This window comes from Parageobacillus caldoxylosilyticus, assembly GCF_019272935.1.
GTDB classification, from domain to species: domain Bacteria; phylum Bacillota; class Bacilli; order Bacillales; family Anoxybacillaceae; genus Saccharococcus; species Saccharococcus caldoxylosilyticus.
The window spans coordinates 2,123,190-2,136,930 of the sequence record NZ_CP040553.1 but is presented as its reverse complement, the minus strand read 5'-3'; the positions used below and the strand labels follow the sequence as shown (position 1 = coordinate 2,136,930).

General features: G+C 47.6%; 13 protein-coding genes. 1 reads left to right on the top strand and 12 read right to left on the bottom strand.

Going from position 1 to position 13,741, the window contains the following annotated elements; genetic code table 11:
• The first annotated feature begins 711 nt into the window (after positions 1-711).
• Positions 712-1,167, top strand: a complete 456-nt coding sequence (locus BV455_RS10795) for a MarR family winged helix-turn-helix transcriptional regulator (protein ID WP_081162344.1) — start codon at positions 712-714, stop codon at positions 1,165-1,167.
• Positions 1,168-1,401: 234 nt separating this feature from the next.
• On the opposite strand, the gene BV455_RS10790 is transcribed toward BV455_RS10795, so the two are convergent.
• From BV455_RS10790 to BV455_RS10735, 12 genes are all read right to left on the bottom strand, one after another.
• The gene (locus BV455_RS10790) at positions 1,402-1,920 is read right to left on the bottom strand and encodes an acyltransferase (protein ID WP_042411010.1); all 519 of its coding nucleotides are present in this window, start codon (positions 1,918-1,920) and stop codon (positions 1,402-1,404) included.
• Positions 1,921-1,923: 3 nt separating this feature from the next.
• A complete protein-coding gene (ppaX, locus tag BV455_RS10785; protein ID WP_042411012.1) occupies positions 1,924-2,565 on the bottom strand; it encodes a pyrophosphatase PpaX in 642 nt (213 codons plus the stop codon).
• Entirely contained in the window at positions 2,565-3,500 is a 936-nt protein-coding gene (locus BV455_RS10780; protein WP_042411013.1) for a nucleoside recognition domain-containing protein, read from the bottom strand. Before BV455_RS10780 ends, ppaX begins: the two co-directional genes overlap by 1 nt.
• A 17-nt stretch (positions 3,501-3,517) precedes the next feature.
• On the bottom strand, positions 3,518-4,327 hold the full coding sequence (gene lgt, locus BV455_RS10775; RefSeq protein ID WP_042411014.1) for a prolipoprotein diacylglyceryl transferase: 810 nt from the start codon (positions 4,325-4,327) through the stop codon (positions 3,518-3,520).
• A gap of 18 nt (positions 4,328-4,345) precedes the next feature.
• Entirely contained in the window at positions 4,346-5,281 is a 936-nt protein-coding gene (hprK, locus tag BV455_RS10770; RefSeq protein WP_017435686.1) for an HPr(Ser) kinase/phosphatase, read from the bottom strand.
• Between the two features lie 123 nt (positions 5,282-5,404).
• On the bottom strand, positions 5,405-5,764 hold the full coding sequence (locus BV455_RS10765) for a phage holin family protein (protein ID WP_042411015.1): 360 nt from the start codon (positions 5,762-5,764) through the stop codon (positions 5,405-5,407).
• A gap of 31 nt (positions 5,765-5,795) precedes the next feature.
• On the bottom strand, positions 5,796-6,875 hold the full coding sequence (locus BV455_RS10760; protein WP_042411016.1) for a DUF4097 family beta strand repeat-containing protein: 1,080 nt from the start codon (positions 6,873-6,875) through the stop codon (positions 5,796-5,798).
• Between the two features lie 21 nt (positions 6,876-6,896).
• Positions 6,897-7,223: a magnetosome magnetite crystal formation protein family gene (locus BV455_RS10755; RefSeq protein ID WP_175243932.1), complete on the bottom strand. Its 327-nt coding sequence runs from the start codon at positions 7,221-7,223 to the stop codon at positions 6,897-6,899.
• A gap of 92 nt (positions 7,224-7,315) precedes the next feature.
• Positions 7,316-10,180, bottom strand: coding sequence for an excinuclease ABC subunit UvrA (gene uvrA / locus BV455_RS10750; RefSeq protein ID WP_042411018.1), 2,865 nt, complete (start codon positions 10,178-10,180; stop codon positions 7,316-7,318).
• 10 nt (positions 10,181-10,190) lie between these two features.
• Positions 10,191-12,170 (bottom strand): excinuclease ABC subunit UvrB, encoded by a 1,980-nt coding sequence (gene uvrB, locus BV455_RS10745; RefSeq protein WP_081160971.1) that lies wholly within the window; start codon positions 12,168-12,170, stop codon positions 10,191-10,193.
• 128 nt (positions 12,171-12,298) lie between these two features.
• Positions 12,299-12,547: a CsbA family protein gene (locus tag BV455_RS10740; protein WP_017435680.1), complete on the bottom strand. Its 249-nt coding sequence runs from the start codon at positions 12,545-12,547 to the stop codon at positions 12,299-12,301.
• Positions 12,548-12,562: 15 nt separating this feature from the next.
• The gene (locus tag BV455_RS10735) at positions 12,563-13,738 is read right to left on the bottom strand and encodes a PDZ domain-containing protein (protein ID WP_081160974.1); all 1,176 of its coding nucleotides are present in this window, start codon (positions 13,736-13,738) and stop codon (positions 12,563-12,565) included.
• Between the last annotated feature and the right edge of the window lie 3 nt (positions 13,739-13,741).

The window sequence follows — 13,741 nt, the reverse complement described above, 5'->3', positions numbered from 1 at the left end:
AAGAAAAACGAAACGTCCTTTCCCCGCTGAAACATCGGGGAAAGGACGCGGTTTGACAACTCTTTTTTCTAAAAAAATTGTTGCTATTGACCACAGAGGAAATAGAGAGAAATAACATAATAATACAAAATCCGGAATAATAAAAATGGAGGGATTGCCTTATTTAATGATAGGGATTGTAATTTTACTTGCAGGATTGTATTTTATGCTTATATTTTTTGGAAGTTCACCCAGCTTGAAAAAATGAGATGAATACGGCAAAAAGAACCCCCACAGATGATTCTATCTATCCTCCTATTAAATACCAAACTCCTGTATGAAACGCTGAAATGTATAAAACGCCGGTTTCGAAGTATAATCATCCCGCATAATACCAAATTGATGGAACAGATCATTAATAGATTAAACCAAACGGAATCATAAAACCCTCTCTTCCTTATTTTTGAGAAATCATACAACCAACCGGTTAGGTTTGTATTATTTTGCAACTTGCCTTGGCGACAAATGAAATTGCATTGGAATTCGCATCACGATAAACTAACTTTAGTAAATAAATATTTTCTATAACCCCAAAAGTATTTAATAAATATTTACCTTTATCTCCGGGAATTTAATAAAAATCACAAATAAATCACCTAAAACCCAAATAAATAAACAAATAATTATTTACTATATCAATGCACTTTTGAAAAAAGGAAAGGATGCATGCAAATGACAAGGATTCAAAAAATCGCCGAAAGCTTTGCTCAACTTCTTCCTCTGTTTGATAACAAAGTTTTCAAACCGATCATCCAGGCTACCCCGATTCCGAAAAAAAAATCGGATTTAACTCATTTGCAGTTTCACATTTTGGAAACTTTGTTCCATGCAAAGACAGGGATCTCGATGACGGAGTTGGCCCAACACTTAAGAATTTCCAAACAGCAGTTGACCCCTCTAATTCGAAAATTGGAGGAGAAAGACTATGTAATAAAAGCGCAAGATTCTACTGATCGGCGAGTTGTTATACTCATGCTGACGGAAAAAGGGAAAGACATCGTAAAAAAGCGCTGGGAGGAAATTTATCATCTATTTTGTGACAAGTTAGGGAAACTCAGCGAGGATGACTTGATGGACTTGGACTATGCGATCACCAAAATGATTCGAATTATGGGCAAGCTGGAATAAGTCTCATTTCCGAACGGCGTATGTACAGAAACAGCGGAAGCCAAAACGTACAAATCTATCTCAAAAATAAAGAGATTAGAGTTCCTTTGCAAATTGGACGAAAGTGAGAAAGGAATGGATGTGAAGAAGGAATCTGAGTGCTAAAAATCTGCCAAATGAACCTTGGGAACTGCCAAGCTCGCTGGATGAAGGAGAAACCGGTCTCCCGCCTCTACATAAATGCAGGTGGGAGACTCATTCATTGGAATGACCTTTTCTTCGCTCCATCTCTTCTTTTGTATAAATGATTCGCATCGGATTGCCGGCGACAAACGCTCCGGCTGGGACATCTTTATGGACGACCGTGCCGGCGGCGACGACGGCGCGGTCGCCGATGACCACTCCGGGAAGCACCGTCGAGTTGGCGCCAATCATCACTTCATCTCCGATAATCACATCGCCAAGGCGGTATTCATCAATTAAGTATTCATGCGCCAAAATCGTCGTATTGTAGCCAATGATGCAATTGCGGCCGATTTGAATTTTTTCCGGAAACATAATATCCGGCATGACCATAAAGGCAAGCGCCGTTTTTTCGCCGATTTTCATGCGCAAAAACGTGCGGTACAGCCAGTTTTTCACCGCTAAAAACGGCGTGTAGCGGCCGATTTGAATGACGATCACGTTTTTGAGCACTTTCCAAAACGACACGGTTTTATAAATTTGCCATAGAGAATTTGCTCCTGATACCGGATATTTTGTCGTCCGTCTCACCTATTATTCCACTCCTACAATCGCCAATAAGTCGCTCATTTTTTCCAGCATAAAATCCGGTTCATATTGTTCCAAATACTCCCGACCTTTAATCGTCCACGCTACTCCCGCTGTTTTTGTGCCAGCGTTTTTTCCTGCCAAAATATCGTGATAATTATCACCGACCATTAACGCTTCATCCGGCGTTGATTGCAGCAAGTCCAGCGCTTTATAAATCGGCTCCGGATCCGGTTTCGGGCGCTTGACATCATCGAGGCCGATGACGCAATCAAAAAACGGCGCAAGCCGCGTTTTTTGCAGTCCCATCACTGCCGTCTGATGAATTTTTGTCGTCACAACGCCGAGACGGAACCCGTGCTGGTGCAACGTTTCGATCGTTTCATACACCGTTTCAAATTCGCGGATGAGCGCGTCATGATGCGCAAGATTGAATGAGCGATACGTATCAACCATTTCTTGCGTGCGCAACGGATCCAATGCGCTGAACGTTTCATGCAGCGATGGGCCGATAAATGGCAATACATCCTCACGTTTGTATTTGCCGGGATAGTAGATTTCCAACGTATGCAAAAAGGATTGAATAATGAGTTCATTCGTATCAATTAAGGTTCCATCGAGATCAAATAAAATGGTGCGAATCGTCATTATGCGGCTTCCTTTCTTTTTGTTTCTCCAACACGATTCCAAATAAAACTGATAAGCATAGTTAATAAAATAGCGGTGGCCAGCCGGATGAGAAGCAGCGGCCATACCGGAATTCCAAGTGGAACAAATACGAGCGTATCTTCCACAACGGCGTGACATGACACAAGAAAAATAAAGGCCAATGTTAAATCACGTTTCGATACGCCGTCTTCTTTTACCGCCTGAATCATCACCCCCGCGCCGTACGCTAAACCGAACACGAGCCCAGCTGCCAATGTCAAAGAGGTGTTTTCTTTCATGCCAAGCACTTTTGTCACCGGCGCCATCCAACGCGAAAAAATATGGATCCATTTTAACTCTTTTAATATTTGAATTCCAAGCATAAGTGGAATCACGATCACCGCCAACTGCACGATCCCAAGACACGCTTTTTTCACCCCGTCAAACAAAATCGCGCCCCAGCTTGTCAACTGCTCTGGAGAATTCGAAACAAAACCGTATTGTGCTGTTTCGCTCCCCCCATGCCAAAGATAATGAATCAATAGAGCGGAAACAAGCGCGAGCCCGATGCGAACAATAATCATTAGCGCAATGCTCATGCCGGTGCGCGACGCGACGGTCGACTCGATGAGCAAGTTATGAGAAAACGAAAGCATGATCGCCAAAATTAATACTTCTTTTACCGTTAAGTCCAATGTTAAAATCGCGCCAATTCCGGCGTACAAGTTTAATAAGTTGCCAAGCACAAGCGGTATCGCCGCATCCCCCGGCAAGCCAATCCATTTCATGAACGGAGTGACAAGCTGAATAACCCATTGCAATACCGGTGTATGCTGCAAAATCGATACGATTAACGTAATCGGAAAAATCACTTTTCCAAGCGTCCACGTCGTTTGCAAACCGACGAAAAACCCGCGCCGCAATATGCCAGCCATCTCTCTTCTCTCCTTTGCTAATCTCGATAACGTTCCTTGGCTAACCCTTTCATTCTGCGGTATACCCATAAACATACCGAAAGTATAATGAGCGCAACGGAAACGACTTGCGCGATGCGAAGATGACTTGTCAGCATCAAACTATCGGTGCGCATCCCTTCAATGTAAAACCGGCCGATCGAATACCAAATTAAATAGCTGAGAAATAGTTCTCCGCGCCGCAAATTGACGCGCCGCAGCCACAATAGCAGCAAAAAGCCGGCAAAATCCCAAAGTGATTCATATAAAAACGTCGGATGGTAATATTGGCCGTTAATGTACATTTGGTTAATAATAAAATCCGGTAAATGCAAGCTTTCAAGAAACTCCCGCGTCACCGGACCGCCATGTGCCTCTTGGTTCATAAAATTGCCCCAGCGCCCGATCGCCTGTCCTAAAATAATGCTTGGCGCCGCAATATCCGCCAGCTTCCAAAACGAAAGCCCCCGCGCCTTCGCAAAGACGATCCCTGTCGCGACTGCGCCGATCAATCCTCCATGAATGGCAAGGCCGCCTTCCCAAATTTTCGGGATTTCCGATATATGTTTCGAATAATAATTCCACTCAAAAATCACGTAATAGGCGCGCGCACACAAAATCGCAATGGGCACGGCGAACAAAACAAGATCGACAAACGTTTCTTTCGGCAGTCCGCGCCGCACTCCTTCTCTTGTCGCAAGCCATAGCCCGATTAATACTCCCGTTCCGATAATCACCCCGTACCAGTAAATGGTGATCGGACCAAGATGCAAAAAGACACGGTCTAGCGGCTGAATCGTCGACTCCATCCATTCTCCTCCTAACTATTATTCGTAATCGTGCTCCCCGTCTTCAATTGCATCGGTCAAACGCGCGGAAAACTCCTCTGCGGCGTTGACTCCCATCCTCTTCAAACGAAAATTCATCGCAGCGACCTCGACAATGACGGCAAGGTTTCTTCCTGGACGAACCGGTATTGTCAATTTCGGCAATTCCGTATCCAAAATTTTTACTTTTTCTTCTTCGAGGCCAAGACGATCATATTGTTTATTCGGATCCCAAAGTTCCAAATCAATCACTAGTGAAATGCGTTTATGCGTCCGCACCGCACCGGCGCCAAATAATGTCATCATATTAATAATGCCTAACCCGCGAATCTCCAGCAAATGCTCAATTAACTCCGGCGCGCTGCCAACCAACATATCTTCATCTTCCTGGCGGATTTCGACACAGTCGTCCGCGACAAGGCGATGGCCGCGCTTGACTAGTTCCAGAGCCGTTTCACTTTTGCCGACCCCGCTTTTCCCAGTAATTAATACCCCGACACCGTAAACGTCGACCAACACGCCGTGCACCGCCGTTGTCGGGGCGAGTTTGCTCTCCAAATAATTCGTCAACCGGCTCGAAAGACGGGTCGTTTTCATTGTCGAACGCATCACCGGCACCGACTGCCGCTCGGAAGCTTCGATCAGTTCCGGCGGCACTTCCAATCCGCGGGAAATAATAATTCCAGGAGTAATATCGGTGCAAAGTCTCTCCATTCTCGTTCTTTTCTCTTCCGGACTTAACGTTTCATAAAATGACAGTTCTGTTTTGCCCAACAACTGAATGCGCTCAGCCGGATAATAAGCAAAATAGCCTGCCATTTCAATGCCAGGACGGGATAGGTCACTTGTCGTAATCGGGCGGTAAATGCCTTCCGCACCGCTGACTAACTCTAACTGAAATTTTTCGATAATGTCTTTCGTACGCACTTTCGGCATGTCGGCATTTCTCCCCTTTCCTTGTCTTTTTCCATTTTAGCACTTTTCTTAATTTCATTGAATGAAAAACATCGCTGCAAACAAAAAGAGGCGGAAACCTCTCTTTGTTCCGCCCCTAATCGCCTATTTTTGCCGCAGCGGCTCAATAATCGCTTTTTGAATAAGCAAATGGAAAAAGGAAAGAACGATCGAAGCCAACAGCGCGGTGCCAAACCCGTTGATTTCAAACGCATCTCCCATCAGCGCCGCGGTCATCTTCAATGTAATCGCATTAATCACGAACAAAAATAATCCGAGCGTTAAAATCGTCACCGGCAGCGTAAGCAAAATTAAAATCGGACGCACTACCGCATTTAATATCGCTAAAATCATGCTGGCGATAAAAGCGGCGCCGATGCCGCTGAATCGAATGGAATCAAAATATCCATCAATCGCCACCAATAATACCGTATTCACAAATACGCCAATTAACCAGTTGAGCATCTTATCACCATCTTTTTATGATCACTTTCGGCTACTTGTCGCCGTCTTCAGCCACATGTAGGGAAACAGAGCCCGCTTTGGAATCCACATAAATATGAAACGGCGGCTTTGCGCTATTTTGACATTGAAAACGAATTGCTTTTTGCGCGGTTTCTTGCTTTTCTTCCACTAAAAATGCATTCGGATGACGGTACACTAATCCACCTAGGTTCGTTCTCATTTCTCCTTCCAAGCATATATCGCGCGGCAAAAGCAACGTAATGTTTCCCGTCACCGTTTTTCCCGTCACGACTCCATCTTCTCTTTCCGTCGCGTACGTAATTCCGCCGCTAAACGTCCGCAGCCGCGCATAACGATAATGGCCATCGAGCTTGACTTCTCCATGAATCGTTTCCGCTTCGACTTCCTCGAATGTGCTGTGTTCAAGCACGATCGACCCATTGGCCGTTTCCAACTCCGCCTCTTTACCGACAAGACGGTGCAGCATCATACTCCCATTCACGTTTTTAATGTGCAGCTTATCCATGTGGACGTCTTCTATATTTATATTGCCATTAAGCAAGCGAAATTTTGCGTCTTGAAGCGATGTTTTCGGAATATAAATAACGGCATCGGTTTTCATAAACGGCTTGGAAACGGAAAAGTGCAAACAACCATCCCGCGCGGAAAATACCGCCTCTTCGGTAAAGGCGCGGCGCGCTGCATCCGCCGATTCCGAACGGTACACTTTTGCTTCGCATTCAATGCGGACATCCGCTTGGTCCCATGGTATCATCTTTATATTTCCATTGGCAATATATACATCCATTTCTTGCAGCTTTGCATCGCTTTGATGGAAAACATGTTTTATTTCAAATGCGTTGGCAAATTGGAAATCAAATTCTTTTACCTTTTTGACAGCCATATCGAAAAAGTCCACCAGTTTTTCTTTGAGAGAGGCCATTTTGACCGAATGCTGCTTGGCGTCCGCATACGGTCCGGACGCATAAGACGATGATGAAAAACCGTTATCGCTCTTTTTTTGGTCTAACTGTTCCAGCAGCATCAACGCTTCTTCCACCGTCAGTTTTCCTTCTTTGACCATGTTAAGTATGCGCTTTTTTTCCTCCATGGGGCGCTCTCCTTTCATTATTTATTTTAACACTTGAATCCCCCTAATAATATTCCAAATGACCACAACCAAGTTAACGATCCCTGCCGCAATAAAACCAATCCATACTAGGCCGCCGCCAACCCAAAATGACACGTCGCTGCCTCTCCCTGTCCATCCAGCAAAAATAGCGCTGACGATAAACAACAAAATGGTCAGAGCTGGAATCAAATGGGAAAGCAACGCTTTTTTTGCATGGCGTTTTACTTCCGGATGATCGGTGACAAAGTAAACGACAATCGGAAAGATGAATCCGGCAAAGAAAATGCTGAAGTAACATAAGGATGCAAGCACTTTATTGGAATTCACCAACAAATTCCTCCTTTTGTTCTATATAATTTATATACGGCAGCCATGCAGAAAAGTTTCGCCGGGCATATGGTAAAAAAAACGGCAAAGGCTTATGCCCTTGCCGTTTCATACAGCGCCCGCATACGCTCGCGGTCGCGTTCCAATATCGGTTTTAAATAGCGGCCGGTGTAGGAGTTTTCTGCTTCCGCCACCTCTTCCGGCGTTCCCGTTGCAACAATCTGCCCGCCATGCTCGCCGCCTTCCGGGCCAAGGTCGATAATGTAGTCCGCTGTTTTAATGACATCGAGATTGTGTTCAATGACAAGAACGGTATCTCCGTTATCAACCAAACGCTGCAATACTTTCAATAAACGGGCAATGTCATCGACGTGAAGGCCGGTCGTCGGCTCGTCCAAAATATAAAGCGTGCGCCCGTTCGAGCGGCGATGCAGCTCCGCCGCCAATTTGACGCGCTGCGCTTCCCCGCCGGATAATGTCGTCGCCGGCTGTCCAAGCTTCATATATCCGAGCCCGACATCGTAGAGCGTCTGCAGTTTCCGTTTAATTCTCGGGATATTGGCGAAAAACTCGAGCGCATCTTCCACCGTCATCTCCAGCACTTCGGCAATATTTTTGCCTTTGTACGTCACTTCAAGCGTTTCGCGATTGTACCGCTTGCCATGGCATACTTCGCACGGGACGTACACATCCGGCAGAAAGTGCATTTCAATTTTAATAATGCCGTCGCCATGGCACGCTTCACATCGCCCGCCTTTCACGTTAAAGCTGAAGCGGCCTTTTTTGTAGCCGCGCACTTTTGCTTCGTTCGTGGCGGCAAATACTTCGCGGATATCGTCAAACACGCCGGTATAGGTCGCCGGGTTCGAGCGCGGCGTCCGTCCGATCGGCGACTGGTCGATGTCGATCACTTTTTCTAAATGCTCCAGTCCTTTGATCGCTTTATGTTCACCCGGTTTTGCTTTGGCGCGCTGCAGTTTTTGCGCCAGCGCCTTGTACAAAATTTCGTTGACGAGCGTGCTTTTTCCCGAACCGGACACGCCGGTGACCGCGACAAACGTGCCAAGCGGAATTTTCACCGACACGTTTTTTAAATTATTTTCTTTCGCACCGACAATCTCTAACCATCGTCCATCCGGCTTGCGCCGTTCGGTCGGAACCGGAATAAACTTTTTCCCTGACAAATATTGTCCGGTCAGCGAATTTGGATTATTCATCACCTCTTGCGGCGTCCCGGCGGCGACGACTTTGCCGCCGTGAATGCCCGCGCCCGGCCCGATATCGATTAAATAATCGGCAGCCAGCATCGTATCTTCGTCATGCTCGACGACGATCAGCGTATTGCCAAGATCGCGCATGCTTTTGAGCGTCGCGATCAGGCGGTCGTTGTCGCGCTGATGCAGGCCGATCGACGGTTCGTCCAACACATACAGCACCCCTGTTAGCCGCGAGCCGATCTGCGTCGCCAAGCGAATGCGCTGCGCCTCTCCGCCGGAAAGCGTCCCGGCGGAACGATTCAGCGTCAAGTAATCGAGGCCGACGTTTTTTAAAAAGCCGAGCCGCTCGGTAATTTCGCGCAAAATGAGATGGGCGATTTTTTGTTCTTTTTCGCTCAGCTTCAAATTAGCGAAAAACTCGAGCGCCTCCGTAACCGACAACGCCGTCACTTCGCCGATATGTTTGCCGCCAACGAGCACGGCGAGGCTTTCTTTTTTCAAGCGGTTGCCTTTGCACGTCGGACATGGCTGCTGTGCCATATATTTTTCCATTTGCTCGCGGATGTACTCGGAGCTTGTTTCGCGGTAACGGCGCTCAATGTTCGGAATAACGCCTTCAAAAACGATATATTGCTCGCGGATTTGCCCGAAATCGGTCTGGTAGCGGAAGTAGATCGTCTCGCCGTCGCTTCCGTATAAAATTTTATCAAGCTGCTCTTTCGGCAAATCTTTTACTGGCACATCCATGTCAATGCCGTAATGGTGGCACACCGCCTCTAACAGCTGCGGATAATATTGCGAGCTTTGCGGCTCCCACGGGGCAATCGCATGTTCACGCAGTGTCAATTCGTCATTAGGGATGACCAAATCCGGGTCAACTTCAAGTTTGGCACCGAGACCGTCACAGTCCGGGCAGGCGCCATACGGACTGTTAAACGAAAACAGGCGCGGCTCGAGTTCGCCAATCGAAAAACCGCAGTATGGGCAGGCGTGTTTTTCGCTAAATAGCAGTTCCTCCTGCCCAATGACATCGATCAGCACCTTTCCATCAGCCAGCTTTAGCGCAGTCTCCAACGAATCGGCCAGCCGCGGAGCAATGCCTTCTTTCATCACGATGCGGTCTACTACCACTTCAATCGAATGCTTTTTGTTTTTTTCCAACTCAATGTTTTCGGTCAGCTCCCGCATTTCTCCGTCGACGCGCACGCGTACATATCCTTGTTTGCGGATATCTTCCAGCGTTTTAGCGTGCGTCCCTTTGCGTCCGGAAACAATCGGAGCGAGAATTTGCATTTTTGTCCGCTCCGGATAGGCAAGAAGGCGGTCGACCATCTGTTCGATCGTTTGTGACGTAATTTCAATGCCGTGCTCCGGACAAACCGGGCGGCCGATGCGGGCAAACAAAAGCCGCAAATAATCGTAAATTTCCGTCACCGTTCCGACAGTCGAACGCGGATTGCGGCTTGTCGTTTTCTGGTCGATCGAAATCGCCGGCGACAGCCCTTCAATCGCGTCAACATCCGGCTTATCCATTTGCCCTAAAAATTGCCGGGCATACGCCGACAGCGATTCGACATAGCGCCGCTGGCCTTCCGCGTAAATCGTATCAAAGGCAAGCGACGATTTCCCCGAACCGGAAAGCCCCGTCAAAACGACGAGCTTGTCACGGGGAATTTCGACGTCAATATTTTTTAAATTATGAGCTCTTGCTCCTTTGACGATGATTTTATCGGTTGCCATAGACAGATAATCATCCTTCCGCTTTTAACTCGAAAATAATGTCGCGAAGTTGGGCAGCCCGTTCGAAATCCAACGCTTTGGCCGCCTCTTTCATTTCTTTCTCCAAATCGGCAATCAGTTTTTCCCGCTCTTTCTTCGTCATCTTGCTGTAAGACGGTTTCGCGTCGTATGTTTCTTTTTCTTCCGCAGCGTATGTCGCGCGGATGACATCGCGAATTTCTTTCTTCACCGTCTGCGGTACGATGCCGTGCTCACGGTTATACGCCTCTTGAATCGCACGGCGCCGTTTGGTTTCATTAATCGCAATTTCCATCGATTTCGTAATCGTATCGGCGTACATAATAACATGGCCATTCGCGTTTCTTGCCGCGCGGCCAATCGTTTGGATCAGCGAACGTTCGGAGCGCAAAAAGCCTTCTTTGTCCGCATCCAAAATGGCGACAAGCGATACTTCCGGAATATCCAGCCCTTCTCTTAACAAGTTAATTCCAACAAGCACATCATATTTGCCGAGCCGCAAATCACGAATGATTTCAATGCGCTCGAGCGTTTTAATTTCCGAATGCAAATACGCCACTTTAATGCCGACTTCTTTCAAGTAATCTGTTAAATCTTCGGCCATTTTTTTCGTCAGCGTCGTCACAAGCGTCCGTTCATTTCGCTTCACGCGCTCCTGAATTTCACCGATTAAATCGTCGATTTGCCCTTTGATCGGGCGGACGTCAATTGTCGGATCCAAAAGCCCGGTCGGGCGAATAATTTGCTCGACGACTTCCGGGCTATGTTCGAGCTCATACGGACCAGGAGTGGCGGAAACATAAATAATTTGATTGATTTTTTGTTCAAACTCCTCAAACGTTAACGGGCGGTTATCGAGCGCAGACGGCAGACGAAAGCCGTGGTCGACAAGCACTTGCTTGCGCGCCCGGTCCCCGTTATACATGCCGCGGAGTTGCGGCAAGGTCACATGGGACTCATCCACAATAATCAAAAAATCGTCAGGAAAGTAATCAAGCAGCGTATATGGCGTCGAACCTGGCGGACGGAGCGCCAAATGGCGGGAGTAGTTTTCAATTCCTGAGCAAAAGCCCATTTCCCGCATCATTTCCAAATCATAGCGCGTCCGCTGCTCGAGCCGCTGCGCTTCCAGCAATTTCCCCTGCTCTCTCAATTCGCGCAGCCGTTCTTCTAACTCTTTTTCAATATTTTCAATGGCAATGCGCATTTTTTCTTCCCGCGTGACGAAGTGGGATGCCGGAAAAATAGCGACATGCTCCCTCTCGGCGATCACTTCGCCTGTTAGGGCGTCCACCTCGCGAATGCGGTCAATTTCATCGCCAAAAAACTCGACACGGATGCAATGCTCGTCCCGTGAAGCTGGAAAAATTTCGACGACATCGCCGCGGACGCGGAACGTTCCGCGTTGAAAATCAATGTCGTTTCGCTCATATTGGATGTCGACTAAGCGGCGCAGCAAAGTATTTCGCTCGATTTCCATGCCGACGCGCAGCGATACGACAAGCTCGCGGTATTCTTCCGGCGAACCTAGGCCGTAAATGCATGACACGCTGGCGACAATAATAACGTCGCGCCGCTCAAACAGCGCCGATGTGGCCGAGTGCCGCAATTTATCAATTTCATCATTAATCTTCGCGTCTTTTTCAATATACGTATCCGTCTGCGGCACATACGCTTCCGGCTGATAATAATCATAATAGCTGACAAAATATTCAACGGCGTTGTTCGGGAAAAATTCCTTCAACTCGCTGTACAATTGCCCTGCCAGCGTTTTATTATGGGCAATGACAAGCGTCGGTTTGTTTACCTCTTTAATCACGTTCGAAATCGTAAACGTCTTTCCCGTTCCCGTTGCCCCTAACAGCGTTTGGTGCTTTACTCCTTTGCGAATGCCTTCGACCAGTTTGGCAATCGCCTGCGGCTGATCTCCTTGCGGCTGATATGCTGATACCAACTCAAAACGGTCTCCCACCGACTAGACCTCCTGTTTCTTTCATCTTATTCCATTGTAGCATATTGCCAACAAAGATGCATAAAAAATGCGAACCTATATTCGTTCCAAAAAAACAAACCATTTCCAACAGAAAATGGCGAACAGCACTAATGCCATTCGCCATCTCCCTTATGCCTATTTTTTAACCGTTTCACCATTTTCTCCGCGTATAAAAAACCAACCGTCGTTGAAACAATATCAGCTAAAATTTCATGCAGCTCATCGGTATACCCTTTAAAATAGGAGGCAACAAGCAGGGCGACGGTCAATAACGTTCCAATATAATGGTTGTACGTCACGCGGGTGAATAATAAGACAAGTAAACATGGTACGATTAACGCGACAATAAACCACATATGAAGAACCCCTTATTAGACGGCTTTCGATGCCCGATTTTCTCGTTCTTTCACAAACAGCAAGCCAAGTTCATGATGTTCATCCTCATAGAGCGCTCCTTGGACGAAGCGGACTTCTCCCTCTTCATCGGCTACTTCTAATTTACAAAACGCGCGGTTTCGTTGCACCGCTTCGTAAAACTCGTTTTCTGTTTTTACCGGTATTCCATTTGCTTTCACAATCACTTCACCGATTTGCAGCCCCATTTTTTCGGCCTTCGATTGCGGAAGAATGCCTAAAATGACAAGCCCTTGTTCCCGTTTCGCAAAATATGGAGGCTGCGAACGGTCTTGGCGGTGCTGGAGAAACGCCAGCCATTCCCTTCCCAGCAACGCAAGCGCAGCCGCTATCCAAGAAAACGGTGCATACCAGCAGCTAATGATGGCCAATACACCAACCACAGCAGCCAAAAGCAGCACCCTCTGCCCGGCCAGGCGCACCGACGCATGCGGCAGCATCCCTTGCATGCGCTGGGAAAATCCGAGCAAAAACGGAACAAGCATAAACGAATAAGCATCATCTCCTGCTGGAAACAACGGCCACCAGGAAAGCGGAGACGGAAGCTCCCCCGTCACCGGCAGCAGCACCGGAACAAACCAAAGCCGCTGAGCCCAATGTTCTCCAACCACTAACCCGCGTTTGCTTGTTGCCAGCTGCGGCGATGTTTTCGCCGCACCGTTGCGTAAAATAAGCCATCCCTCTACCAACAGCAATAACGCAAGCAAAATCACAAGCGCCGCCATATTTGTCCGGCCTAGCTCCGGAAAAAACCGCTGTAAAGTGGAATGATGGCCAAACAGGCTGATGATGAAAAAGGAAATCCCGATCGTATACGCCGGGGAAAGCAGCCGCATTTGCATCGTCAAGCCAATGACGATCGTCACAAGCGCAACGAGCAAAATCGTGTCGCGCGGAACCGCCATGCCGGCTATCACTGCTGCCAGCGACAACACCGCTCCGGCGGCGGGGCCGTTTCGCCAAAAAAATTTGCTTTCCTGAAACATGTCATAGACGCGAATATAAAAATGGCTTCTTTCCCGTTTTACTCGACGCCATCCGACAACAAGCGCCAGCGCGATCCCGTAGTAAAACAACGGCTGCATCAATAGACTCCCAATGCCGCGGAGCGCCTCCCATGCCCATACTGACATGCC

Excerpts from the sequence above, each read along its gene's own strand:
- BV455_RS10795 (WP_081162344.1), top strand. The coding sequence starts at position 712 with ATGACAAGGATTCAAAAAATCGCCGAAAGCTTTGCTCAACTTCTTCCT.
- ppaX (WP_042411012.1), bottom strand. The coding sequence starts at position 2,565 with ATGACGATTCGCACCATTTTATTTGATCTCGATGGAACCTTAATTGAT.
- BV455_RS10780 (WP_042411013.1), bottom strand. The coding sequence starts at position 3,500 with ATGGCTGGCATATTGCGGCGCGGGTTTTTCGTCGGTTTGCAAACGACG.
- lgt (WP_042411014.1), bottom strand. The coding sequence starts at position 4,327 with ATGGAGTCGACGATTCAGCCGCTAGACCGTGTCTTTTTGCATCTTGGT.
- hprK (WP_017435686.1), bottom strand. The coding sequence starts at position 5,281 with ATGCCGAAAGTGCGTACGAAAGACATTATCGAAAAATTTCAGTTAGAG.
- BV455_RS10765 (WP_042411015.1), bottom strand. The coding sequence starts at position 5,764 with ATGCTCAACTGGTTAATTGGCGTATTTGTGAATACGGTATTATTGGTG.
- BV455_RS10760 (WP_042411016.1), bottom strand. The coding sequence starts at position 6,875 with ATGGAGGAAAAAAAGCGCATACTTAACATGGTCAAAGAAGGAAAACTG.
- uvrA (WP_042411018.1), bottom strand. The coding sequence starts at position 10,180 with ATGGCAACCGATAAAATCATCGTCAAAGGAGCAAGAGCTCATAATTTA.
- BV455_RS10740 (WP_017435680.1), bottom strand. The coding sequence starts at position 12,547 with ATGTGGTTTATTGTCGCGTTAATCGTACCATGTTTACTTGTCTTATTA.
- BV455_RS10735 (WP_081160974.1), bottom strand. The coding sequence starts at position 13,738 with ATGTCAGTATGGGCATGGGAGGCGCTCCGCGGCATTGGGAGTCTATTG.